Here is a 23,640-nt window from a genome sequence, read left to right on the forward strand (position 1 = left end):
ACAATATGGTCGCTAAGGATGGTCGTCATGCTGAACTCGTTCAGCATCTTTCCTGCTATTAAGATCCTGAAATAAATTCAGGATGACGAAGCGCGTAAATTCGGGATGACGAAACCTTTATAATACTAAAAAATGAAAAGAAAACTGTTATTTGGCGAAAGGATGTTATACGGGGATGGAAAAAGCCCGTTTAACATTGTAATACCTTTCAAAATCAGGGGAGAAATCAAGGAAGACGATTTAAGGTTTGCCTTATTCAAAATCCAAAAAAAACATCCCTGGTTAACCGCCGCAATACGTTTTGACGAAGATAAAAGGCCTTGGTTTGTCACCAATCTTACCGAAAATTTTAGAATCCCTATTCGCATTGTAGACAGGCTAAATGATGAGCATTGGGAGGAAGAATCTACCTATGAATGGAAAACCGTTTTTGATGCTTCAATTGCACCACTTTGTCGCATTACATGGGTTAAAGGTAAAGAGGTATCTGAATTTTTGATGGTATATCACCATTGTCTTTGCGATGGCACTTCGGCACTTTCTATTTTAACAGAATTGCTTCAGCTCTTGGATGACCCTGATACCGATATTGGCAAAGAAATTCCAATTATGGGTGTAAAGGATGTGATTCCGAAAAAGGTATTGAACAGTTACCGCAACCGAACCAAAAACGGATTGATCGGTAAAATTGCCACTTTAGCACTTTGGATTATCCCCATCAAGAAAATAGCTGTAGAGCGAAAAAAAGATTTTATGCTCCGCTGGAAATTTGATCAGGATTTCACTACACAGATCATCCAGTTTTGCAAAGCCAATCAGTTTACGGTAAATACGCTCTTAAGTGCCGCAGTTTTAACGGCCTTTAAAGAAGTAAGAAAAGAAAAAGCATTTAATAAAATATCACTTCCGGTCGATATCAGGAACTTTAATCCTATTATAAAAAAAGACCACATTTTTGCTTTCGGATTAATGATTGTACTCTCTTTATTACCGGAAAAGGATTTTTTAAACAATGTTAAAGCATTGCAAAAGGACGTAAATGATAAATCGGCCAAGCTAAATCCATATAGTTTAATGATGATGATGGAAGCATGCCACCCTGCCTTAAAAAACTTCACCAATTTCTTAAAGTATGGAAAATCAAGTAACGATTGCATGTTTTCCAACCTGGGCAAAATAGATATCGAGTACCGATATCAAAACTTTGAGGTAGAAACCATATTCAGCCCTTCGGTAATGGGGCCTTTAGGCAACACAACCACCATGATTGCCTCGACCTACCGTAATCAAATGGATTTTACCTTTGTGGCTAGCGAAGGTTATGTTCCTTTTGTAGAAGCAGAAGCCATAAAAGAAAAAGTAATAGCTATCCTTAAAGAACAGGTTGAAAAACCAATCGAGATTTTAACTGCGACCGCATGAAAAGAAGATTAATTTTAGGAGAAAGAATAATGCATGTAGATGCCAAAACACCATTAAACTGTGTTTTTGGCGCTAAGATTTCAGGCAAAATCATTGAAGAAAATTTGCACAAGGCACTGTTTAAAATCCAGCAGAAACATCCACTGCTGCAAATGAATATCGATGCTACAGGTAAAACACCATATTTCGTACGTAACGAAAACATCAGAAAAATACCGGTTAGAATTGCTGATCGTTTAACGGAAGAGGATTGGTTAAAACAATCAAAAATAGAGTGGTATAAACTTTTTGATGCCCCAAACGAGCCATTAGCTAGGTTAGTTTGGCTAAAAGGCGAAATCGAATCAGATCTTTTGCTCGTGCTTCCACACTGTATTTGCGATGGAACAACCATTTTAAATCTGATGCGTGAGCTAATGACCCTGATTGATAATCCTGAACAAGATCTGGCTCCATATCCTTCATTTCATTCTGTTCGCGACCTGTTACCCGAAGATTTTGTAATCAGCAAGGCGGGCCATTTTAAAGGGAAAATTTTTGCAGCGCTCGGTCGTTTGTTTTTGTTTTTTAAATCTACTTCAAACAATAACATAGAGAGAAGCAACTATGCTGTTCATTGGAAAGTTAGTGCAGAGGATACCAAAAACCTATTAATTAAGTGTAAGGAAGAAAATACTACTGTTCATGCAGCAATTTGTGTGGCCTTTATGGAAGCTTTTAAACATGTACAAGGCAGCAAAGCCCATGGCAAGGTGATCTGTCCGGTTGATATCAGGCGATTTGTGGAGGCCATAAAACAAGATACCATGTTTGCCTTTGCACCCATTGTGGAGTTAAAACTAGCGCAAGGCGAAAATGATTTCTGGACAAAAACCAGAAGCTTAAAAACCGATCTGGAAGCAAAAGTAGTAGAAATGAAAGTTCACGACTTGTTAAACATGAGCGAGTATTTCCATTCATCGGTAAATAAAATGATTGGCTTTTTGAAAACAACGAAGGGTACACACGATGTTACACTCAGTAACATGGGGCTTTTAAACATCCCTAAGGATTATCAGAATTTTTCTATTGAAACTATTTATAGTCCCACTGTTGCTTTTCCATGGAAAAACGCCAATACTTTAGTATGCAGCACTTTTAACGGACAGCTGGATTTCTCTTTTATGTCGAACGAATCGTTCCTTCGGGAATTTGAAGCCTGGCAGATCAAAGACAGGGTAATAGAATTGATTAAGGAAAATTTAAATGAGTTGGCCAATGTCTGATTACGTAGAGTATGACGAGCAGACAAAGGTTTCGAATTGGCGGAAATTTGTGCGCAAAAACTTGCTTTTACACCTTATTCCAAATACGGTATTAAATACTGTAGTGCCTTATTTTGCTTTTAAAGCACAAAATTCGGTACACTTATTTAGTGGCGAACAAAATCTGGCCAGGTTTTTATTGCCCATGTCGTTATTACTACCGTTTATGATTACACTTGATATTTTAAAGAAAATAAAAGAACTGCAGCATTCAGGCGCCATAAACTATAAAATAGACGAAAAAATTACGGGCTACCCTTTTATATTGAAAAAAGCAGGATTAAATGGCTTGTATAGTATTTTGGCTGTATTTGCTTTGATGCTTGCACTACACTTCTCTTTCCCTAAAAATCACGATTTCGGGATTACCCCATCTGCGATATGTGCAGGATTGTTAGCGGGTTTATATTCTATTACCTTTTTCTATCTTGCTATTAGAAGGTTTAAAGATGATGCGGTATAGTAATTGTACATCACTCATATTGATTTTATAAAATAAATTAACCCTCAGGATGACACAGCGAATAATGAAAAACCATTATTCCAACCAAACCATTTGTGTAAAAGCACCATTGGTGGCAATATCCCAGGCCTCTACCCTTACCCAATGGCGGCCTTTTAAATTTACCGACCAACTAAAATTCTTTTTGCCAAAAGCCTGTGTAGCATTCAAATTAATACGGTTTCGGTAAACCTTTGCTCCATCGCCCGATACAATTTCGACAAAACTTAAAGGGAATGTCCAGTTGAGTTGCACATTTATCTTTGCTTTTCCGCTATTACCAACCTTCAAAGTCTCTCCTGCACCTTTTCCATTAACATTAAAACTCGGGATTAGTACCTCACCTGTCGACACAAAAAACTTCCCCTTTCGCATTACATCTAAAACTGGTTGCCAGCCATCGGCATAGTTGGGTACTTTATCCAGCTGTAAATAATTCACGTTTAAGTGTGCATACATTTCATTTTGCTCGGTGATGGTAAAGATATCAGCCTCCGAAATAATGTGTTTTTTCAAACCCCAGTTGGCCATATCATCCATTAGGTTCAATACCCTTTTACTTAAGGTTGGTAAAGAAAGATCGCCGGGAATCGCTTTCCATGCAGCCCCCATAAAAGTCTCCGATTTAAAAAAGTCTTCTTCTTTATATTTGTCAGGATAACCGGTTGAAGCCTTTGTTCGGGCATGGGCTGTCCAGGCTAAACCATGTTCTTGTTCCAGTAATTTGAGCATTTCTGCTTTATCATTAATGCGGTAAACTTTACCATATTTCGGGTCGTTGGTTTCGAAAGGCTGATCGCTTTTTCTAGACATAATCCAATAAATTGGCTTAGGAAAAAATGCCAGCCAGTGTCCACCATAAAAGTTATTCGCTTCTTCTCCCGGCAGCAATAAAAAATTAGGATCAGATAACCTTTTGGTCTGTTTAAATAAGGCATCTAATTCTTTTAAACGAACAGAATCTGGTCCTTTAGGATGTCCTGGTCCATGAAATTCGGCAAGTTTAACAATATTTAAACCCGCTTTTTTCAATACGTCAACAAATTCGGGCTTTTCTGGTACGGTTTTTCCGCTCAGCACTACGTCCGAAATAAACTCATTATGGAAATGGCTGGCCATTGTTTTATAACCAGCTAACGGCACGTAAGTATCGTTATGCGTAAACCTTTTAACCTCCTCTAAGGCTGCGTCTGCTTTTCCGCCACTCAGTAAACAGAAAAAATTAAGGCGCTGTTGGGTATTTGGGGGTGCATTAAACCAGGGCACATAACGCTTATCTCCCAAAGGATCTTGACGGATACCGATGCCAAAATCGGGAATCAGATTTAAGTAGTTGCTCCCTTTCCAGGTAAATTTAAGATTAAAGGCTTCATCTAAGGGATAAAAATATTGGTGCGGGGCAGGAAAAACAGCCAAACTTCCACCTGTATTTTCGCCAATAACTGTGCGGTATTTTACTTCCAAATTTTTACTTGGATCTGCTTGTGCTGCCTTTTCGCGCTGAAGATTTCCTTTTACGTCAGACCAAACCACGTTAGCCCAGGTCTCTTTTTTGCTTATCAATCCGGCATCGTATAAAATAGCAGTTGAATCTTTTGGAGTAGCTACCACAGCAGCTACATTAAACAAAGGGCTTCCGTTGTAAAATGTTATTTCCAAAGCACCACTAAATGTTTCGCATTGAACTCCATTTATCCGCACTACAGTTTGTGAGCCTCTCGTAGAAACACTGGTTGCACCTTTTGCAAACTTTACAACATTTGTGGTATATGGCCTTGTTGGAACCCGATCAAAAAAGACGTTCCAGCCTCCACTGTTTGAATTTAAGGTGCGTTTACCTATTCTCAACACAAATGCAGGATCGAGATGGGCAGCCACTTCTTTTAAGGCTCCTGGCTTACCTAACCGCAAACTTTTAAACAATGGTTTGCTATTGTCGAGGTCTAAAATTACTTTACCAAAGGCCCCTTTACCAGCAGGCCAGGTAAGCACGAGTTCTTTTTGATTGGAAGAAACGGTAGCACCGTTGATTTTAAATGCTTTTAGATTTACCTGGCTTTGCGCGTAAAATGCCGAAAAGCATATTATCAATAATATAGAAATACTATTTTTCATTCAACTTAATCGTTTTAGTAAGATATAATGCAAGATAACAATTAATACAAAACATAAAACAGTTGGCAAATAGTAATGCATTTCGTTCATTACTTATTTTATTTTAAAAAAATAAATAACATTACTTAATTTGATATAAAATTAAAACCAAACATTTTGCACCCTATACTCCTCAGAAATAACGTAAAAATCCTTGGCGAAGGTAGTCAGGTAATCGTATTTGCCCATGGCTTCGGCTGTGCGCAAAGTTCTTGGAAATTTATTACTGACGCTTTTCTTAAAGATTATAAGGTGATACTATTTGATTATGTCGGCTCGGGTGATTCAGACCTAAGCCAATACGACCAGCGAAAATATGCTACACTGGAAGGATATGCCTGCGATATAATCGATATTATAGAAGCGCTTGATTTGAACAATATTATATTTGTTGGCCACTCCGTAAGCAGTATGATTGGCATGATTGCCGCATTACAGATGCCAGAAGTATTTAAAAAACTAGTTTTTATTGGTCCTTCGCCAAGATATTTAAATGATCATGATTATATCGGTGGATTTAATATAGGAGACATTGAAACCATATTTGAGCATATAGCAGATGATTATGTGTCCTGGAGCAAACAATTGGCACAAGTGGTGATGAATAGCCCTTTAAAACCCGAATTAGCTGATTTTTTACAGGAATGTTTTGAGGCTACCGACCCGAGCGTGGCCCTGGCCTTTGCAATGGCTACTTTTAAGGCCGATTATAGAGACAAATTAAAAAACCTCGAAGTGCCAAGCCTTACCCTGCAAAGTTCGAACGATATTATGGCTCCCTTATCAGCCGGCGAATTTATCCATAAAAATACACCCGAGAATTTTTTGGTTGTCATGAAAGCCACAGGTCACTTTCCGCACATTAGCGAACCAGAAGAAACAATAAGAGAAATAAAAGATTTTATTGAAGATATCAGTTTAAAATCAGCATCAGATCATCTGTATACCCCCTAAAAATTTGCCCATCAATAGTAAAACAAGGGAGAAGTGCAGGTTATTGTTCTAAAAAATGTCTGCGCTTCTTCTTTAACCGTTTTGCATGTCTTGACAATCAATTCTACCCGATACCCATATTAATCTGTACTTAAGCCACCTTCCTCAATAGATTGCAGATGCAGATTTAGCTAAGTGCTTAGTTATTACAGAAATGGCTGAAAGCATTTTGCGCAATACGTTTTAGTTTTTCATATTCTCCGGAAGGCTAAATTTGGATAAGCTTTGCTTGCACTTTCGTGTTCATTAGTCAATTTCAAAGTTGGATCAATCTTTAAAGGCGACTTATTATACACCTGACGATTACACAGCCAACAAACGATTAAACAACTCATAATCAGATATCATTGCAAATAAAATCAAACATAACTATAGAAAAATTTTTCGCAAATAAATAATGAACAAAATGAATAAATATTATATTTGCAAAAATTATTCCCCATTTTTCAACGAGCGTATTCCCTATTCGTCTAGGTTTTTCACCTTCCTAAAGACTAGATATAGTCGAAATAACCATAAATAAGTAGATTTTAAAGGATTAAACAAAAATCACAATCGTAAAAAATTAAAAAAAATAAAATGAACAAAATTAAAACAATTGCACTTGCTACATTAAGTATTTTATCGATTTACCATGCAAAAGCTCAAAATTTTAAGGAGCCTGTGAGCTTTAAACTTAAGAACGGCATGAATATCATTATTTCTGAAAATGACCGTTCACCAAAGGCATATACTAGCTTTACATTAGATACTAAGGCCTTTGAGGGCAAAAAAGATGGCATTGTGGAGTTGTTGAATGCGGTTTTAAACGAAAACTTAAATAAAAATTCAAATATTAGCTTTAAAGATAACAGCGGTAAGTTAGCTACATTAAATGCTGATCTTGAAAAAGACCTGTCAACAATGGCTTCTGTAATTCAAAATGCGAGCTTCGATCAAAAAACTTTTAATACAGCAAAAGCTAAGTTAATTGCCAGTATAAAATTGCAGGATTACGATTATGACCAAACGGTAAATGAAAATTCGATCAATGCATTAACCTTGGACGATGTTAAAAACTTTTATAGCCAGATTTCTCCTGACAAAACATTTTTAACCATTGCAGGAGATGTTGAATTAAATACGGCCAAAGCTTCTGCGAAAAAAGCTTTTGGCAACTGGAACCGAACTCAAGAACTTGCATCAACTGTGGCAAGGTAATATTAAAATTAAGTCTAGGCCCTTTGATTAGTTTCAGAGGGCTTTTTTTATGCCCAAAATGTTACAAGGGATCGGGTTTTAGCTATCCGTATTCCAGGAATCATTCAATATATTCGTTTTAATAAAATCATCATTTTCCGAAAAAACCGACTAATGAAAAAAATCTACACCCTTCTCCTTTTTGTTCTTTTAAGTTTATCTCTACGGGCTCAAGTTGTGGTTAACCGAAATCAGGATATCGATAAAATGGTTAAAGCGGTGAACCAGGATTCGCTAAAATCGTATATCAGTAAAATGGTTTCTTTTGGAACAAGAAATACACTTAGCGATATTAAAAGTAAAACAAAAGGAATTGGAGCAGCCAGAAATTGGGTACTGAATAAGTTTAATCAATTTGCAAAGCAAAGCGATGGCAGGCTTACGGCATACCTGGATACCATTACATTTAAACCTGATGGCAAAAGAGTAGATCAACCTACGCTTTTGGGCAATGCTGTAGCCATGCTTAAAGGCACTGATACAAACGACAAACGCGTTTATGTGGTAAGCGGGCACCTCGATAGCCGTGTTACTGATGTAATGAACAGAACCAGTGATGCACCAGGTGCCAATGATGATGGCAGTGGTGTTGCCGGTGTAATAGAGGCTGCACGGATTATGAGTCAATATAAATTCCCTGCAACCATAATTTTTGTAGCTGTGAGTGGTGAAGAGCAATCTTTATTGGGCTCTGGTTTTATGGCCGCAAAAGCAAAAAAAGAAAACTGGAATGTAGATGCCATGTTAAACAATGATATGATAGGCAGCAACAACAGCAGCGAAACACAGATCATAGATAATACCAGGCTACGTGTATTTAGCGAGGGTTTACCCAGCTTCGATCTGGATAAAAATGCAAAGAGCATCCGTCAATTTGGTTTGGAGAACGATGGCAAAAGCCGCCAGCTGGCCCGATATGTTAAAGAAATAGGCGAACGTTATGTAGATCAGCTAGAAGTTAAACTAATTTACAGAAACGACAGGTTTCTCCGTGGTGGAGACCATACCCCATTCGTAGAAAATGGCTTTACTGCGGTGCGCATAACCGAAATGAACGAAAACTTCGATCACCAGCACCAAGACCTTAGAATAGAGAAAGGTGTTAAGTATGGCGATCTTCAGGAATTTATGGATTTCGAATATTTACGTAAAAATACAGGTGTAAATATTGCTGTTTTGGCCAATCTGGCCAAAGCCCCATCAAGCCCTACCGAAGTAAAGGTTGATGTAAAAAACCTGAGCAACGCTACCTTTTTATACTGGAAAGCACCTACTAATGGTTCGGTAAAGGGCTATTATGTTTTGATGCGTGAAACCAGCAGTGCAGTTTGGGAAAAGAAATTTTTCACATCTGCCACCGAATTAAGATTACCCTATAGTAAAGACAATTATTTATTTGCGGTTCAAAGCATCGGGAATGACGACACTGAAAGTCTACCTGTAGTACCAGCTATTGGCAGATAATAAAAACATTTAAGATTTGCCGTTGTTTAAACTCAAATTTAGCGCATGAAATTAAAACCTCTGGCTTTTATCATTAATATAGCCATCACACTGGGTGTTGGTGCTTTAGGCGGATGGGCAACGGCACAATCGGTTAAAACCTGGTATCCAACATTAGATAAACCATCCTTTAATCCACCAAACTGGCTTTTTGCACCTGTTTGGACTACACTTTATATACTTATTGGTATTGCGGCTTATTTGGTGTGGATCAGACGCGATAAAATTGTTCATTTCCCGCGAACAGTGGCCATTTACCTTATCCAGTTAATTTTAAATTTAGGCTGGTCGTTTATTTTCTTTTACCTGCACGAGATAGGTTTTGCCCTGGCCGAAATTATTTTATTGTTGGTTATCATTATCATCAATGCATCCATATTCTATAAAATAAACAAATGGGCAGGTTTAATATTTATCCCCTATATCCTTTGGGTAACTTTTGCATCATTTTTAACCTACAACATTTTCATATTGAATTAATTTTAAAAGAAAACCCCTATTTTTAAGGGTGGTAACTTTTAAAAGATTTTTGCTGATCCTCTTCGTTCTGTGCTGTAACCAATTGCAGGCGCAAAAGGTAGGTCTTGTATTTAGTGGTGGCGGTGCGAAAGGATTAGCCCACATAGGCACATTAAAGGCTTTGGAAGAAAACCACATTCCTATCGATTATATTACCGGCACATCGATGGGCGGCATTGTTGGTGCCATGTATGCTGCAGGTTATAGTCCTGCGGAAATAGAAAAAATTGCATTGAGCAACGACTTCCAAAATTGGGTAAACGGGCGATACACCAGCGACTATACCTATTATTTCCAGAAAAATGCAGCCAATGCCTCTATGCTTACTGCAAAAGTGGCCATTGATACAGGTTTTCATTTTAGTTTCCGCTCTAACCTCATTAATGATATTCCCTTAAACTTTGCTTTCCTTGAGCTTTTTTCGCAGGCTTCTGCCGTTTCTAAAGACAATTTCGATAATCTTTTTGTTCCCTATCGCTGTATGGTTGCAGATGTACTTTCGCAAAAAAGCATAACGGTAAGCAAAGGAAGTTTGGCAGAAGCTGTAAGGGCAACCATGACGGTGCCTATTATCTACAGACCGATTAAATTAGATGGAAAATATGTTTTTGACGGTGGACTCTATAATAATTTCCCTGCCGATGTAATGGAAAGAGATTTTAAGCCCGATTATGTAATAGGCGCCAATGTTTCTTCTAAAACTTATAACGAGTACCCTAAAAACATCGATGATCGTTTAATGAACCGCTTTTTGGTATATATGTTTCTATCTAAATCAGATTCTACCATGATCGGTAAAAACGGCGTATACATCCAACCCGATTTAGCTACCTATAGTGTAACTAATTTTGCACCTGTAGAAGAGCTGATCAAAAAAGGATATGATGCAACAATGGCCGATATGCCAAGAATTAAAGCTTTAATCAGTAAAAGAGTGAGCGATAAAGAATTGGCAGAAAGAAGGGAAAAATTTAATGCGAAAAAACCAGATCTAAAGTTCAGTAACATTATCGTAACAGGTGTAAACAGTCAGCAGAAAAAATATGTAGAAAGACTTTTCAAGAGCGATAAAACTACTTTTAACCTGCAAGATATTAAACGTGGGTATTATAAGCTGGTAGCCGATCAAACCTTCGAAACAGTATATCCTAAAATTTCTTATCAAGCTGCAACAGACAGTTATACTTTTGAGGTAGTGGCACAGCCAAAGAAGAGCTTTAAACTCGAATTAGGTGGCAATATCTCTACAAGACCGATCAGTAATGTGTTTTTGGGTGCCCAGTACAATTACCTCAACCAAAAATCTTATACTTTTGGAACGAGTTTTTACTCTGGCCGTTTTTACGAATCGGTACAGGTAAATGGCCGGGTAGATTACCCAACCAGGCTCCCCTTGTTTCTCGCCGCCGAATTAACCTATAATCACTGGAATTTCTATAATACCAGCCAGATATTTATCGAAAACCCGCGCCCTATTTACATCGAACAATCAGACCGGAAGATTGATCTCATGATGGGAATGCCTTTAAATTACAATACCAAAATTGTTCTTCATTCTACATTTATAAATAATAACGACCGCTATAGCCCAAACAATACCTTTGCCGTAGGCGATTTATTAGACCAAACCATATTCAACGGTTTCAGGGGCTCGTTAAACTTCGAAAAAAACTCACTGAACAGAAAACAATATGCCACCAATGGTCAAAGCTTTTCGTTAAGTTTTAATTACACTACTGGTCGCGAAAATTACAATCCGGGTAATATTTTCCGCAACACCCCAGGTTTTGTGAAAATTCCGGGTAGTAGCCGGCTACACCAATGGGGCAGCATTAAGCTCACTCAGGAAAACTACTTTTTACATCTTAAAAAATATACTTTGGGTTATATTGTGGAAGGCGTTTTCTCTAACCAACCCTTATTTAGCAACTATTACGCAACACTTTTAACTGCTCCGGCTTTTTACCCCCTGCAAGATAGCCGCTCGCTATTTCTGGATAAGTTTAGGGCAACCACCTATGCCGCAGGCGGAATAAAAAACATTTATAATGTCAAAAAAAATCTTGACTTTAGATTAGAAGGTTATTTATTTTTACCCCATAAAGAATTTGAGCTGAATAATTTTCAGGATATAAATTATGCAAAGCCCATTACAAAATTACGCTATGCTGGTACCGCTGGCCTGGTTTATCACTCCCCTTTGGGACCGGTTAGCCTAAGTTATAATTTATATAATGATGCTGTTAAAAGAAATGGTGTATTATTGCATATCGGTTATTTAATTTACAATAAACGTTCTATCGAATGAAACGAATCTTACTCTTGCTTTCGCTGTGTTTAATCGGGCTTTTCAGCACTGCACAAACCGCAGCAATCAATAATTTTCTGGTAAAAGAGAATTTGCTTAAAAACAATAAACTGGCCATTATTGCAGCCGATTCGCTAAACAATCCCAACGAAAATATAAATGGAACGTATACCTTCAGTGTAAGTGGTTTTACACAGGTACTAAAGTTTAATGATGGCATAGCCGTGCTGCCTTTACCGATCGATAAATCTACCTTCGTTTATATTAAACATCAAAACGACTCCGGTACGCACAGCAAACTCGTGTATGTGTACAAAAAAGATACCGATTTAAGCCCGTATGCCATAAATAGTTTATGGCTTTTCATCATTCCGATCATACTGGTTATTATTGCTTTTGCCTTCCGCAAACTAATCATATTTGTGGTAATTGTATTTCTGGTGTTTGTATATTTTAACCACAGCAATGGCTTAAACCTTTCTACCTTTTTCGAAAGTATATTTGATGGATTAAAGAACCTCGTCTGACGTTTTTGAATTAATTTTTCATCACGAATCGTCATCCGATAGCTATAGTATGTGAGGCTGGACAAGCGCGAGCCGAAGCAATCTCATGCAATAATTTTTTTTATTCTTTTTAGAAAAGCAATTCCTGTGGTGCTTCGGTTCTACCCGTCCCGCCCTTTGCTTAACCCCGATAAATGTTCAATAAGCTAAATTACGCTTAAACCGGGGTAACGCTGTCGGTCGGGTTTAGCTAACGCAGGTTCGTCTAAGCTCAAATGAAAATAAGCTCCTGGGCACACGAACTACAGGGGCGGTGGGTTTATTTTACCAGCAATAGCAGCACCGCATTAGGTTCTTAAGCCCGATCGAAGTGGGATCCTGATATTTTACGCTCACGCTCGTTTCCAACGAGTGTGAAAATAACAAATCGTTTTTTAACGATTCGTTATTGCTTTTTTTACTAATATTTTTAGTAAATTTGATCTATGGAAAATCTATTTTTAGTGTGCCTAGTCCCACCTATTTCTATTGTAGAAGATATCGATGAAATTAGAACATACATTTCGGATAAATTTAATGTACACGAATCATTAAAACGGCCGGCACACATCACCTTATATCCACCGGTAAAACTATCAGCTTACGATGCAGAAAAAAGATTTTTTAAAGCTTTAACAGATGCATCTTTCAGTCAGCCCTTTACCCAGGTGCTCAGAAATTTCAGTTCATTTCCGGAGCATACCTTTTATCTCGATGTTGAACAAAACGATGGGTTAATGAACCTAGAAAAACAGATAACCAAAGCATTACAAGCTTTAAAATTGATAGAAAAAAAAGAAAAATTCAATCCACATTTAACTTTGGCGTTCCGAGATGTAAAACCGCCCGTTTTCAAACAGATTTCTACTGAATTCAAAGACAGGAAATTTAAGCGGGAATTTCAGGTTTCATCTTTTTCTGTTTACCAACATATGGATAAAAGATGGCAGCCCTTTAAAGAATTCCATTTTAAAGATCCCGGTACAAAACCTAAAGCTTTAAGTCTTTTTGCTTAATTAAAACGGCATGCCTATGCCAAAGTTATATTGTAGGAAACGATAGGTATCAGGCCCATGTGTGGCGTTATAACTATTTTTAAAATCTCTCGCCCCAGATAAAAACTTACCGATAACCCATTGATCCGAACCTGTAAACTGAGGATCTTTAAGCTTCAGGCCAACATCGAACCGAAATACAAAGTATTGTACATCATATCTAAGGCCTACACCTGTACCAATAGCCAGCTGTTGTACAAATCTGTTTAACTTAAACACGGTTTGCTCATCAAGTGTCGGGGTTCCAACGAGAATTGATTCGCCTTTTCGGAGATTCCATACATTACCCGCATCAATAAAGGCTGCACCTTTTAATGTTGCACCAAAAAATTTCTTGGCCACGGTAAAACGGTATTCAAAGTTGGTTTCGATGCGCATGGTTCCAAGTTGATCGAGCCCAAAAAATGCTTTCCTCAGGGTATCACTCCTTAAAACACCTCTATCGTAATTTCCGGGGCCAATGGTTCTGGCCTGCCAGGCTCTTACGCCGCTCGATCCGCCAGCAAAAAACTGTTTCTCGAAAGGTATACCTGTTAACACCGAATTTCCATAGGCATAGGCTACACCTGCGTTTAAACGCGCTACAAACTGCCGCTCCCCACCTAAGTGTTTGTACCATCTTATGTCAACCTCGGGGCGCATATATTGGTTAAAAGGTAAACCCAATATCTTTGCAGCATTGTTCACAGTATCTTTTTTGGCACCCGTTAGTTTAGATATGCCCTGCAGCATATTACCCGCAATATCCATTCCCGCCCTTAAATAAACAAAAGACCGGTATTCATTTAGCTTATTTGCATTTAAGGTATAGGTATATTTCATCCCAAGGGTTAAATCTTTACGACCCAACAATGTTGAGTAATAAAGGTTATTCAATACGGTTTGAGCATCAACATTAGGGTCTAAATTGCCAAAACGGTATTCGAAATTCAATGGCGTAAAAGAGTGTAGCTTAGATTTGGTTTCAAACCAATCGTAAGTAATGGAATTGATAAAAATCCTTCTTACGGATACATCTTTCTGCAAAGCATAAATATAACTGCTTGAAAAAGTAGTATGCGGCATTCCATTACCGCCCAAAACCGGATTGTAGAAGGGAATCATCAACCTGGGCACTGTAATGCTTGCACTGATCGAAAAATCGCGCTGATAAATATCACTAAAAGGTTTAGCCCCGTTGCCTATTCTTGATTGCAAACCACCTTTCACCTGAAGTTCAAATCGCTCTGCTCCTCTGAAAATATTGTTGTTGGTATAGGTATTTCCGATGGTAAACCCTACTGTACCTCCATTAAACGGCACCTCTCCTTCCACGCGGTTAGTCATTACCTTTTGTGGAATAAGCTGGATTACAGCATTTACTTTATTGGAAGTACTGTCTCTTCTAAAGTAATCGATCTTTACATTTTTAAAAATATTGAGTTCATACAATCGATCGTAAGTAAGGTTTTCATTCCGGATATCATAAAGTTCGCCCTGTTTCAGAAAATCATATCTTAGAATCGGGTTTCTGCGGTAACGTTTGGAAAAATCGGTGAATATGACGCCATTAACCGTGTCTTTACTCAGTTTATAACGCACCGAATCAGGAAAGCCATCAGGGTTAGGTGCAATAATCATGTGGGTATACCCAATATTGAACTGCTTATGCTCGCTTTCGTTTGGGTCGGTTACATTTAGGTTCAGATCAATTTTATTGGTTTTAGAAGTAGGTTCTGCACCATAAACGTCGAAATTTACATATGGCCTTAAGAAATAAAAATATCCGTTTTCTTTCATAATGCGGTAAATCTGCTCCCTTTCATACGTTAAAGAGTCTTCATCGTACTGCATTCCTTTGTGTAAATGGGTTATTTTAGCCTTATTCGATTCGTAAAGGTTTTTAATATTTCGATTTGGTATCGAATCTGAAAGTTTATCGATAAAATAAGCAGGTCCAGGTTTTGCACTAAATACAATTTCGGCCTTTTTATCTGCAATCTTTATGGCAGAAGTTACTTCAGCCTGGCGGTAACCCTTACTTTTTAAAAACTTCTGTATCTGTGTCCTGGAAATTTCGACCAATGTGCTATCTAAAATAGCCGGTGGCGTACCAAATGGCTTAATATCACTGGTTTTATACCTGCCATCTTTGGTATTGAACAAATTGTACAAAGGCACATTGATACTCAATTTCGATGCCGGCCTGATATCTTTCTGAACATAATTATAAGCCTGTTCTTCAAATTTAGCATCTATACTGTCAATAGTTACCTTCTTCACGATCGATTGATAGTCGGGAATGTACTTGGTTGATGAGCAGGCCTGAATTAAAACAATAATAAATAGTAATATTGCAGTGCTTTTCAGTTTAATATTTATTGAGTTTTGGTATGCTTTCAAAATCACAGATTAGTTTTATAAAATCGTTACATCAAAAAAAATACCGTAAAGAACATGGTTTATTTATTGTTGAAGGTATAAAATCCATAAAAGAATTTTTCCAATCAAGTTACCAGATCCATACTATATTTTACAACAGCGAACAATACAATTTGTTACCCAAATTGCCTGCAAATATAAACTTATTTGAAGTAAAGAACGCTGAATTAGACAAGATTAGTACGCTACAAACACCACAAGGCTTTTTAGCGCTCATTCATATCCCAAAAAATAAAGAATTAGCTTTAAAAGAGCTAAAAAATCAGTTCACTTTGGTTTTAGATGGTGTTCAGGATCCTGGCAATATGGGTACCATCATTAGAACGGCAGATTGGTTTGGTTTTAAAAACATCATTTGCTCAGCCGACTGTGTAGAAGTATTCAATCCAAAAACAGTACAGGCCACAATGGGCTCTTTAGCGCGGGTAAATATTTATGAAACAGATTTACCAGCACTATTAGAAAAAAATACCATACCTGTATTTGGCGCGTTGTTAGATGGCGAATCGATTTACAAAACGCAATGGGGAGCTGAAGGATTAGTGATTTTAGGGAATGAAGGAAAAGGAATATCGGCAGAAGTAATCAAAAAAATAAATAAACCGGTAACCATTCCGAGAATTGGGGAAGCCGAATCGTTAAACGTGGCCGTAAGCGCAGCAATCTTTTGTGCTGAGTTAGTGCGAGTTCGAAATTAAATTGAGATATTATTTGCGGGCTAACTAATAATTGCTATTTTTGCAGCCTTGAATTTAAGGGTCGAGTGGCCGAGTGGCTAGGCAGAGGTCTGCAAAACCTTCTACAGCGGTTCGAATCCGCTCTCGACCTCCATTTGTACAAATAAAATAATTAAAAGGTTATTACCATGGCAGTTACCAGATTAAAAAGAAAAGACAGAAGAAATAAAAATACAGCTCACCAAGAGGTAGCATTTTTAAAGAGAGCAACTAACATCGAGTTAGGAAGCCGCTCTGCACAACCTAAAAATGATCAATTAGCCAAAAACAATGCTGTTTTAGCTACTTTGACAAAATAGTTTTTAGAAATTCTTCTTAAAGATTTAAAGCATCCTTCTGATCAAAGGATGCTTTTTTTATGTCCGAAAAAATGCGGATAATCTTTAAATTTGAAAACAGGGAAAGGCAAAACTATGAATCTTACAGAAACGCTATCAAAACTAGAATCGCTCGGCGAAGAGAAAGTCCGTGCCATGCACATTAAAAATGGTGCAAGAGAAAACATTTTTGGCGTTAAAATGGGTAACATTAGAGCAATAGCCAAAAAGATCAAAACCGATCATGAACTTGCACTTAAACTTTGGGAAACCGAAAATATTGATGCCCGGCTATTGGCTATCCTAATCCTTAAACCAAAAGCACTATCGGCAGCAGAAATCGAGCAGATGGTATCTTCAGAAAATTTTACCTGGGCTGCAGATTGGTTTTACAATTACATCGTTAAAGAATACCCTGATAAAGAACAATTCCGCGAAAAGTGGATGAATTCAGAAAACGTGATGCTGGCCCGTGCAGGCTGGAGCTTAACCAGCGGACGTATAGCCAGAGAACCTGAGGGAATAGATATACCGAGCATTCTTGATCGGATTGAAAAAGAAATGCCTAAAGTAGCACCAGAAATCCAGTGGACAATGAATACCGCATTGGCCCAGATTGGGATTAATCATCCTGATTATAGAGAAAGAGCCCTGGCCATTGGAGAAAAACTTGGCATTTACCGCGATTATCCCGTTTCTAAAGGCTGTACTTCCCCATTTGCGCCCATATGGATTAATGAAATGGTAAGCCGGCAGAAGTAGTTATTTAGCCCGTAGCGAATGTAGTTAAGTTAAGGAGAAATATTACCAGCACAAACCTTTCATTATAAACCCGATAGTAGCGTAAAACCCGCAGGCGAGGAACGAGCCAAGGCTTTGAAGCGATAGCGGGACTATCACAGCCCATGAAATACTGACATTCATTTCCAAAACCTGAAAATTAAAAATGATCTGGTTACAATACTTTCAAACTAATCAGTTTAAAGCCTAGATTGCACTTAAACTAACTCTTTACAGATACTTTTAATCAATCCAGGTCCCTCGTAAATAAAACCAGTATACAACTGAACCAGACTGGCGCCAGCATCCAGTTTCTCTCGTGCATCTTTAGCCGAATGAATACCTCCTACCCCAATAATCGGGAAAGCTTTATTTGATTTTTCTGAAAGATAACGGATCACCTCGGTTGAGCGTTCTTTAACAGGTTTTCCGCTTAGGCCTCCGGTTTCCGCTTTTAAATTCTGCTCTGCAGCCAGGTTTTCCCTGCTGATGGTCGTATTGGTGGCAATAATACCTGCAATTTTTGTTTCTGCCACAATTTCAATAATATCATCTAGCTGTGCATCAGTTAAATCAGGCGCAATTTTCAACAAAATCGGCCGTGAAATATTATTTTTAAGATTGCGCTGCTGCAAGGTATTCAGAATTTTCTTCAGGGGTTCTTTTTCTTGTAGCTCCCGTAAGCCTGGCGTATTTGGCGAGCTTACATTTACCACAAAATAATCTACTACATCAAAAAGACGGTCGAAACATTTAATATAGTCGCGTACTGCATCTTCATTCGGTGTAGCCTTGTTTTTACCGATGTTTCCACCCACTACAATATCTGGATGTTTATCTTTTAGCAAGCGCAAACGCTCGGCCATCACATCCACCCCTTTATTGTTAAAGCCCATCCGGTTGATTAAGGCTTCGTCATTAGGTAAGCGGAACATCCGGGGTTTATCATTTCCTGGCTGTGGCATTGGCGTTACCGTACCCACTTCGATAAAGCCGAAGCCTAAATTACTAAGTGGCTCTACATATTCACCGTTTTTATCAAATCCGGCGGCCAACCCAACTGGGTTTCTGAATTTTACGCCAAAAACCTCACGTTCCAAACCTTTAATATGTACATCAAAGCTGCTACGGATAATGGTTTTACCCAGCGGAAATTTATCATTAAACCACTTTAACCGCTTTACTACAAAATAATGTACGTTCTCAGGGTCAAATTTGAAGAATATTGGTTTAATAATGCGATACATGCCACGAAGATAAGAACTTATAGGTAAATATGGAAAAAGGATTTAGTCCATTAGTTCAGCAACCATAGGTTCATTAGTCAAGATGATAGTGCATAGCCGATAGCTTGATAACGATAAACCAACTAGCCATCAGCCCCAGGCAACCTGTACATTCGCCAATGAGCTAATGGCTAGTGAACCAATTTTTAGTATGCCGCTGTAAACTGCTCCTGGTGATGTGCATTATTTTCCAGCTCATCGGCAATAACAATTGCCAAATCTTCTACTGATAAAATAGAACGGCCTTCTTCATTAAAAACCGGACTTGTTTTACCCAAACGATATTTTCCGGTACGGCCAGTGGTAATGCCTTGGTGCATCTCAATTGCCGGGCTAAAAAACAACCAATCTAATTCCTTCTCCTGTTTCAATGTATTAAAATAATCTCTTACTGCAGTTGCACCTGGTTTGTACTCGGCAGGGAAGTTCGGTCCATCTACAATTTGGTGACCATCTATCTGCAAAGTACCTGCTCCTCCAATAAAAACATAACGCTTAACGCCCGATGCTTTTACTGCAGCCTGAATGGCTTTTGCTCCCGCTACTGTATCGTTATATAAATTTGGATTGGTCCAACCGGCGTTAAAAGCACTTACCACCGCATCGGCACCTTTTATAACCGCTGCTAATTTTTCAGTGTCTAAAACATCGACTGCAATTTTAGTCACAAGATCATCGTTACTTTCAATTTTAGCGGTATCGCGTGCAATGGCGATCACTTCATTTCCACGACTTACTAATTCATTTAAAATGGCTTTACCTACAAATCCAGAGGCTCCAATTAATGCTACTTTCATGTTATTTAATTTTTAAAATTTATAATCTAATTTAAATTGTAATATTTTTTATTACAGTTATATCCAAATTTTTTTATTTAAAACCTGCACTAAAATCTTTTAATGTTTTAGAAGAAAGATTTTTAACCAACGCAGTTTCAGCTTCATCATATAAATCTGTCAGGTGTTGAGTGATCTGTTTTCCCACCGGACAATCAGGATTAGGCTCATTTCTGCTTTCGCCCAACAGGCTTTTTTGTTTAACCGCCCTATACACGTCGCCCAGATTAATATCGGCCGGATTTTTCGCCAATGTAGAGCCCCCACCCTTTCCTTCCTTACTCTGTACAAAACCATGTTTATGCAGGTTAGCCAATTCTTTCCTCACCAAAACAGGATTACAGTTAATACTTCCGGCAATGTATTCAGAATTCAATAGCTGCCCTTTAACCTGGTCGAGGAGTGTAAGAATGTGAAGCGAGATGGAAAAATGACTGCTATTCATACTGTAACTATTTTTATTACAGAACAAAGGTATAAATATATTTTATAATACAAAAATGTTAAATTTTTATTCCTAATTCATCTAAAGACTATCTTTGTGCCCAATTCTGCACTTAAATTAAAATCTTGAAAAAATTCTTAACAATATTCGCGATTACGATCATTTCCTTAATAGCCCTCCTAATTGTTATTCCATATGTAATTCCGCAGACCATTACCAAAGAAATTACACAGGTTATTAATAAAAACATAAAAGGCGAGGTAAAGTTTGAAAGCACCAACATTTCCTTTTTCAATCATTTCCCTTCACTAACTTTAAATTTAAACGAGTTTTTACTGAAAGGCTCAGCTCCTTTTCAACAGGATACGCTTATTTACACCAAAAAACTAGCGCTGGGCATAAACCTGCTCTCGTTATTCTCTAAACAGGTTAAAATTGATCAGTTCTACTTAGACGATGCCCGCATTAATATCCTTAGCGATGAAAAAGGTCATGCAAATTATAATGTTTACGAAAGCAAAAAGGAAAATACGCAAAATACAAGCGAAAGTAATACTGCCATAAAGATTGAAGGGATTTTCATCAACAATAGCAACCTTACTTATAGCGACCATTCAATTCCTATGCTCATCAGGACCAAGGGGCTTAATTATACCGGAAAAGGCGACCTCAGCAACGCAATATTTGACTTAAAAAGCAATCTTTCTATCCATGAAATGGATGTTTATTATGCCAACACCCCCTATTTAATCAAGAAAAAAATAAATGCCAATCTGATCACAAAAGTAAATACCAACTCACTTAATTTAATTTTCGATGAGAACAATTTAATGATCAATTCACTTCCAATCCATTTTGCAGGGCATTTTTCCTTTTTAAAGGATGGTTATGATATTGATTTCAGAACTAAGGCAAAAGAGACAGATCTACAGAACATTTTTACTGCACTACCCTCAGAAATTGCTGATAAACTGGAAAAAACAAAGGTAAAAGGTTATGCAGAGATTGATGCTTCGTTAATAGGAAAATACATTGCTGCCACGCATAGTATGCCTACACTCTCGTTTAACATGAAAGTAAGAGATGGATCAATTTCTAATCCAAACGCTCCAGAGCCGATCAGTAACCTGTTTTTAAACTTAAAAACAAAACTTCCGGGCTTGAATACGGATAGTCTATTGATTAATATGGACAGCCTTTACTTCAACATCGGAAAAGACTATGTGGCCTCGGTTACCAAAATAAAAGGTTTATCGGCACCCGAAATTTACACCGATACCCGTTCCAATATCGATTTAGCCAAATGGGCCAAAGTGGTAAATATGGACAACCTGAAACTGAAAGGCCGCTTAAACATTAACCTCAAAGCCGATGGTAAATACACCAAAAAGGTACAACACTCGGGCATTAGGCAGGTAGATACGGTTATTGCCACTGTACCTAAATTTTCGTTAAAAGCCAGTCTGACGGATGGTTATTTTAAGCACCCTGCCCTACCCGCTGCTATTGATAAAATTAACTTTAACATTACCGGTTCTAATACCGATGGCGATTATAAAAGCACTAGACTGGCTATCGAAAATATCGATATCCGGGCGTTGAACAACTACATCAGGGGCTTTGCCAAAATTCAAACGGCAGCGCATATGCCGGTAGATATCCAGGTGAAATCGCTGATTAACTTTGCCGATATCAAAAACATTTATCCGGTTAAAGGTTACGAGTTAAGCGGCATTATGGATATCGACCTGCAAAGTAAAGGCCCCTACAATAAAATAAAGAAACTTTTTCCTGTTACCACCGCCAGCATTAAGCTAAATAACGGCAGGATTAAAACGCCAAATTTCGATCAACCTTTGGAGCAGATTAAAATCGATGCCGACCTGATTAACAGCGACGGAACTTTAAAAAACACTAAACTGAACATTAAACCCATTTCATTTCAAATGGCGGGGCAGCCCTTTATGATGAAGGCCGATGTGCATAATTTCGAAAATATTGCTTACAGTGTTTCATCAAAAGGCACAATAGATATTGGTAAAATGTATAAACTGTTTGCAGTAAAAGGCTATCAGGTTAATGGAGTTATCTTAGCAGATGTTTTATTTAAAGGCTCACAAAGCGATGCATTGGCTGGCAGATATAACAAATTGCAAAATAATGGCACCATCAGGATTAAAGACCTTAATATCCAGTCTGATTTATTCCCCAAAAGCTTTTTAATCAAAAACGGTGTATTTTCTTTCCGTCAGGATAAGATGAATTTTGATGAATTTAACGCCACCTATGGCCAGTCTGATTTTAAACTGAATGGAAGCCTGAACAATGTAATTAATTATGTTTTAAGTGATAAAGCTAAACTGGAGGGGAATTTTAAGCTCAGCAGTAAGCAAATTTTGGCTGACGAATTTATGGTTTATGCAGATGGTGGCACCGCAGCTTCCGCCCCTTCAAATGGTGTAATCTTAATTCCCGATAACCTAAACGTTATTTTTTCGGCCAATGCTGCCGAAGTAAAATATAACGGTCTCCTTATTAAAAACGCGAAAGGCACCATGCGCATCAACAATGGGACATTAACCTTACAACAAACCGGTTTCGATATTGCGGGTGCACAAGTGGGTATGGATGCGAACTATAAGAGCACGAGTACCAAAACTGGCCTATTCGATTTCCATCTTACCGCTAAAGAATTTGATATTGCCAGGGCTTACAAAGAAATTAAACTATTTAGAGAAATGGCCAGCTCGGCATCAAAAGTAAAAGGTGTTGTTGGCTTAGATTATCAACTCTCAGGCAAACTGAATGCTGAAATGTTTCCGGTATATCCGTCACTGAAAGGAGGAGGCGTATTGAGCTTGAAAAAAGTAAGCTTAATGGGCTTTAAAATGATGAATGCTGTGAGTAAAGCCACAAAAAGAGACAGTTTAACCAATCCGGATTTATCTGATGTTCAAATAAAATCGACCATTAAAAACAATATCATTACCATCGAACAAACCAAAATGAAAGTAGCGGGTTTCAGGCCACGTTTCGAAGGTCAGGTGAGCTTTGATGGTAGGTTAAACTTAAGCGGCCGCTTAGGCCTCCCTCCTTTTGGTTTATTTGGCATCCCGTTGAGTATAACGGGTACGCAGGAAAAACCAATCGTGAAACTGAAAAGGAACAAAGAAGGTAAACTGGAAGAAACAGGAGAAAATAAATAGCTCCATTGATAAAGGACAAACATTGAGCATTAAAAGGTTGCTGTATTGCTTTTCCAAAAAGTTAAAGC

General features: G+C 37.9%; 19 protein-coding genes and 1 tRNA gene. 15 read left to right on the plus strand and 5 right to left on the minus strand.

Annotation, left to right across the window (positions count from 1 at the left end):
• Positions 1 to 132: 132 nt before the first annotated feature.
• From FHT21_RS14045 to FHT21_RS14055, 3 genes are read left to right on the plus strand one after another with little or no spacing between them, the layout of a single operon-like run.
• Positions 133 to 1,422, plus strand: coding sequence for a condensation domain-containing protein (locus FHT21_RS14045; RefSeq protein ID WP_167295263.1), 1,290 nt, complete (start codon positions 133 to 135; stop codon positions 1,420 to 1,422).
• Positions 1,419 to 2,687 (plus strand): hypothetical protein, encoded by a 1,269-nt coding sequence (locus FHT21_RS14050; RefSeq protein ID WP_167295264.1) that lies wholly within the window; start codon positions 1,419 to 1,421, stop codon positions 2,685 to 2,687. The genes FHT21_RS14045 and FHT21_RS14050 overlap by 4 nt, the downstream gene beginning before the upstream one ends.
• The gene (locus tag FHT21_RS14055; protein ID WP_167295265.1) at positions 2,680 to 3,189 is read left to right on the plus strand and encodes a hypothetical protein; all 510 of its coding nucleotides are present in this window, start codon (positions 2,680 to 2,682) and stop codon (positions 3,187 to 3,189) included. The genes FHT21_RS14050 and FHT21_RS14055 overlap by 8 nt, the downstream gene beginning before the upstream one ends.
• A gap of 75 nt (positions 3,190 to 3,264) precedes the next feature.
• Here FHT21_RS14055 and FHT21_RS14060 read toward each other — a convergent pair whose 3' ends face one another.
• The gene (locus FHT21_RS14060; protein WP_167295266.1) at positions 3,265 to 5,343 is read right to left on the minus strand and encodes a hypothetical protein; all 2,079 of its coding nucleotides are present in this window, start codon (positions 5,341 to 5,343) and stop codon (positions 3,265 to 3,267) included.
• A gap of 156 nt (positions 5,344 to 5,499) precedes the next feature.
• Between FHT21_RS14060 and FHT21_RS14065 the strand changes: the two genes are divergently transcribed.
• The 7 genes from FHT21_RS14065 to FHT21_RS14095 all read left to right on the plus strand — a co-directional run bounded on the left by FHT21_RS14065 (position 5,500) and on the right by FHT21_RS14095 (position 13,505).
• Entirely contained in the window at positions 5,500 to 6,336 is an 837-nt protein-coding gene (locus FHT21_RS14065; protein WP_167295267.1) for an alpha/beta hydrolase, read from the plus strand.
• A gap of 618 nt (positions 6,337 to 6,954) precedes the next feature.
• Positions 6,955 to 7,575 carry an insulinase family protein gene (locus FHT21_RS14070; RefSeq protein ID WP_167295268.1) on the plus strand — a complete coding sequence of 207 codons (621 nt, stop codon included), beginning with the start codon at positions 6,955 to 6,957 and terminating at the stop codon, positions 7,573 to 7,575.
• Positions 7,576 to 7,728: 153 nt separating this feature from the next.
• Complete coding sequence (locus FHT21_RS14075) at positions 7,729 to 9,078, plus strand: M28 family metallopeptidase (RefSeq protein WP_167295269.1); 1,350 nt, start codon at positions 7,729 to 7,731, stop codon at positions 9,076 to 9,078.
• A gap of 45 nt (positions 9,079 to 9,123) precedes the next feature.
• Positions 9,124 to 9,597, plus strand: coding sequence for a TspO/MBR family protein (locus FHT21_RS14080; RefSeq protein ID WP_167295270.1), 474 nt, complete (start codon positions 9,124 to 9,126; stop codon positions 9,595 to 9,597).
• 49 nt (positions 9,598 to 9,646) lie between these two features.
• Positions 9,647 to 11,944 carry a patatin-like phospholipase family protein gene (locus FHT21_RS14085; RefSeq protein ID WP_208398920.1) on the plus strand — a complete coding sequence of 766 codons (2,298 nt, stop codon included), beginning with the start codon at positions 9,647 to 9,649 and terminating at the stop codon, positions 11,942 to 11,944.
• Positions 11,941 to 12,471 carry a hypothetical protein gene (locus FHT21_RS14090; protein ID WP_167295271.1) on the plus strand — a complete coding sequence of 177 codons (531 nt, stop codon included), beginning with the start codon at positions 11,941 to 11,943 and terminating at the stop codon, positions 12,469 to 12,471. Before FHT21_RS14085 ends, FHT21_RS14090 begins: the two co-directional genes overlap by 4 nt.
• A 464-nt stretch (positions 12,472 to 12,935) precedes the next feature.
• On the plus strand, positions 12,936 to 13,505 hold the full coding sequence (locus FHT21_RS14095; RefSeq protein WP_167295272.1) for a 2'-5' RNA ligase family protein: 570 nt from the start codon (positions 12,936 to 12,938) through the stop codon (positions 13,503 to 13,505).
• Here FHT21_RS14095 and FHT21_RS14100 read toward each other — a convergent pair whose 3' ends face one another.
• A complete protein-coding gene (locus FHT21_RS14100; RefSeq protein ID WP_167295273.1) occupies positions 13,506 to 15,926 on the minus strand; it encodes a BamA/TamA family outer membrane protein in 2,421 nt (806 codons plus the stop codon). It abuts the gene before it with no gap.
• Between FHT21_RS14100 and FHT21_RS14105 the strand changes: the two genes are divergently transcribed.
• The 4 genes from FHT21_RS14105 (at position 15,917) to FHT21_RS14120 (ending at position 17,781) form a co-directional block, all read left to right on the plus strand.
• A complete protein-coding gene (locus FHT21_RS14105) occupies positions 15,917 to 16,663 on the plus strand; it encodes an RNA methyltransferase (protein ID WP_167295274.1) in 747 nt (248 codons plus the stop codon). The two genes, FHT21_RS14100 and FHT21_RS14105, sit on opposite strands and share 10 nt — an antisense overlap.
• Before the next feature lie 59 nt (positions 16,664 to 16,722).
• Positions 16,723 to 16,796, plus strand: a tRNA-Cys gene (locus tag FHT21_RS14110).
• 34 nt (positions 16,797 to 16,830) lie between these two features.
• Complete coding sequence (locus tag FHT21_RS14115; protein WP_167295275.1) at positions 16,831 to 17,001, plus strand: spore protein; 171 nt, start codon at positions 16,831 to 16,833, stop codon at positions 16,999 to 17,001.
• 114 nt (positions 17,002 to 17,115) lie between these two features.
• Positions 17,116 to 17,781, plus strand: a complete 666-nt coding sequence (locus FHT21_RS14120) for a DNA alkylation repair protein (RefSeq protein WP_167295276.1) — start codon at positions 17,116 to 17,118, stop codon at positions 17,779 to 17,781.
• 236 nt (positions 17,782 to 18,017) lie between these two features.
• Here FHT21_RS14120 and FHT21_RS14125 read toward each other — a convergent pair whose 3' ends face one another.
• The 3 genes from FHT21_RS14125 to FHT21_RS14135 form a co-directional block, all read right to left on the minus strand.
• On the minus strand, positions 18,018 to 19,046 hold the full coding sequence (locus FHT21_RS14125) for a quinone-dependent dihydroorotate dehydrogenase (protein WP_167295277.1): 1,029 nt from the start codon (positions 19,044 to 19,046) through the stop codon (positions 18,018 to 18,020).
• Positions 19,047 to 19,231: 185 nt separating this feature from the next.
• Positions 19,232 to 19,882, minus strand: coding sequence for an NAD(P)H-binding protein (locus FHT21_RS14130; RefSeq protein WP_167295278.1), 651 nt, complete (start codon positions 19,880 to 19,882; stop codon positions 19,232 to 19,234).
• A gap of 73 nt (positions 19,883 to 19,955) precedes the next feature.
• A complete protein-coding gene (locus FHT21_RS14135) occupies positions 19,956 to 20,366 on the minus strand; it encodes an Rrf2 family transcriptional regulator (protein ID WP_167295279.1) in 411 nt (136 codons plus the stop codon).
• A gap of 125 nt (positions 20,367 to 20,491) precedes the next feature.
• On the opposite strand from FHT21_RS14135, the gene FHT21_RS14140 reads away from it, so the two are divergent.
• Positions 20,492 to 23,572 (plus strand): AsmA family protein, encoded by a 3,081-nt coding sequence (locus tag FHT21_RS14140; RefSeq protein ID WP_167295280.1) that lies wholly within the window; start codon positions 20,492 to 20,494, stop codon positions 23,570 to 23,572.
• The last annotated feature ends 68 nt before the right edge of the window (positions 23,573 to 23,640 follow it).

It is taken from the genome of Pedobacter sp. SG908 (assembly GCF_011759615.1).
GTDB lineage: Bacteria > Bacteroidota > Bacteroidia > Sphingobacteriales > Sphingobacteriaceae > Pedobacter > Pedobacter riviphilus.

Coding starts and splice junctions, on each gene's coding strand:
- FHT21_RS14045 (WP_167295263.1), top strand. CDS start 133: ATGAAAAGAAAACTGTTATTTGGCGAAAGGATGTTATACGGGGATGGA.
- FHT21_RS14050 (WP_167295264.1), top strand. CDS start 1,419: ATGAAAAGAAGATTAATTTTAGGAGAAAGAATAATGCATGTAGATGCC.
- FHT21_RS14055 (WP_167295265.1), top strand. CDS start 2,680: ATGTCTGATTACGTAGAGTATGACGAGCAGACAAAGGTTTCGAATTGG.
- FHT21_RS14060 (WP_167295266.1), bottom strand. CDS start 5,343: ATGAAAAATAGTATTTCTATATTATTGATAATATGCTTTTCGGCATTT.
- FHT21_RS14070 (WP_167295268.1), top strand. CDS start 6,955: ATGAACAAAATTAAAACAATTGCACTTGCTACATTAAGTATTTTATCG.
- FHT21_RS14075 (WP_167295269.1), top strand. CDS start 7,729: ATGAAAAAAATCTACACCCTTCTCCTTTTTGTTCTTTTAAGTTTATCT.
- FHT21_RS14080 (WP_167295270.1), top strand. CDS start 9,124: ATGAAATTAAAACCTCTGGCTTTTATCATTAATATAGCCATCACACTG.
- FHT21_RS14090 (WP_167295271.1), top strand. CDS start 11,941: ATGAAACGAATCTTACTCTTGCTTTCGCTGTGTTTAATCGGGCTTTTC.
- FHT21_RS14095 (WP_167295272.1), top strand. CDS start 12,936: ATGGAAAATCTATTTTTAGTGTGCCTAGTCCCACCTATTTCTATTGTA.
- FHT21_RS14105 (WP_167295274.1), top strand. CDS start 15,917: ATGCTTTCAAAATCACAGATTAGTTTTATAAAATCGTTACATCAAAAA.
- FHT21_RS14115 (WP_167295275.1), top strand. CDS start 16,831: ATGGCAGTTACCAGATTAAAAAGAAAAGACAGAAGAAATAAAAATACA.
- FHT21_RS14120 (WP_167295276.1), top strand. CDS start 17,116: ATGAATCTTACAGAAACGCTATCAAAACTAGAATCGCTCGGCGAAGAG.
- FHT21_RS14125 (WP_167295277.1), bottom strand. CDS start 19,046: ATGTATCGCATTATTAAACCAATATTCTTCAAATTTGACCCTGAGAAC.
- FHT21_RS14130 (WP_167295278.1), bottom strand. CDS start 19,882: ATGAAAGTAGCATTAATTGGAGCCTCTGGATTTGTAGGTAAAGCCATT.
- FHT21_RS14135 (WP_167295279.1), bottom strand. CDS start 20,366: ATGAATAGCAGTCATTTTTCCATCTCGCTTCACATTCTTACACTCCTC.